Genomic DNA, 299 nt, shown 5'->3' with positions numbered 1-299 from the left:
CGGCCCCGGCCGGTGTCGCCGTGCCGGTTAGCCGTACCAGCTGTGAGCGGGCCAGGCCCAGCGGGGCCTCGGCCAGCAGCGGGCCGGTGTCGGCGGTGTCAATCCAGTGTGCCAGCGCAGCCAGGTAGGCCATGCGGCTGTCGCTGCGGCGCTTGCGGGCGGGGGCGTAGGGGTCGAGCACCATGGCGCCGGCAATCGTGCGGTTGGCCTGGGCATTGCGCACGATGACGCGGTCACCGGGCAGCACCAGCGCCGGCGCGTCCAGCACCAGCTGGGCCAGTGCTTCGGTGCCTGGGGCC

At 74.6% G+C, this 299-nt stretch carries 1 pseudogene; it reads right to left on the bottom strand.

The annotated features are described in order from the left end of the window. Window positions 1-299, bottom strand: a pseudogene (locus H928_RS32275) (selenocysteine-specific translation factor); the annotation flags it as partial.

The organism is Comamonas sp. B-9 (assembly GCF_000410635.1).
Taxonomy (GTDB): domain Bacteria; phylum Pseudomonadota; class Gammaproteobacteria; order Burkholderiales; family Burkholderiaceae_C; genus Comamonas.
The sequence above is the reverse complement of the archived record's forward strand: the minus strand, read 5'-3'. Positions and strand labels throughout refer to the sequence as shown.